1 protein-coding gene is annotated in these 421 nt (G+C 66.7%); it reads left to right on the top strand.

Annotated elements, in window-relative coordinates:
* On the top strand, positions 1 to 421 hold a 421-nt coding region (locus NW835_RS13775), incomplete at both ends, for a pentapeptide repeat-containing protein (RefSeq protein WP_414415585.1).

Raw genomic sequence — 421 nt, 5'->3', positions numbered from 1 at the left:
TCGCCTTCCCCTCCGACAGCTTGGAGATGTCCGAGCAAGGTATGAAGCCGGAGAGCGAGATTTCCGCTGGGCTGACCTGAGCGGGGCCGACCTGTGGCAGGCCAACCTGAGCGGGGCCGACCTGAGCAGGGCTGACCTGAGCCAGGCCAAGCTGAGCGGGGCCAACCTGAACCAGGCCAAGCTGAGCGGGGCCAACCTGAACCAAGCCAAGCTGAGCGGGGCCAACCTGAGCCAGGCTAAGCTGAGCAGGGCCGACCTGAGCGGGGCCAACCTGAGCGGGGCCAACCTGAACTGGACCAACCTGAACTGGACCAACCTGAGCGGGGCCAACCTGAGCCAGGCTAAGCTGAGCAGGGCCGACCTGAGCGGGGCCAACCTGAGCGGGGCCAACCTGAACTGGACCAACCTGAGCGGGGCCAGG

This window comes from Synechococcus sp. OH2, assembly GCF_047462155.1.
Taxonomy (GTDB): domain Bacteria; phylum Cyanobacteriota; class Cyanobacteriia; order Thermostichales; family Thermostichaceae; genus Thermostichus.
The sequence above is the reverse complement of the archived record's forward strand: the minus strand, read 5'-3'. Positions and strand labels throughout refer to the sequence as shown.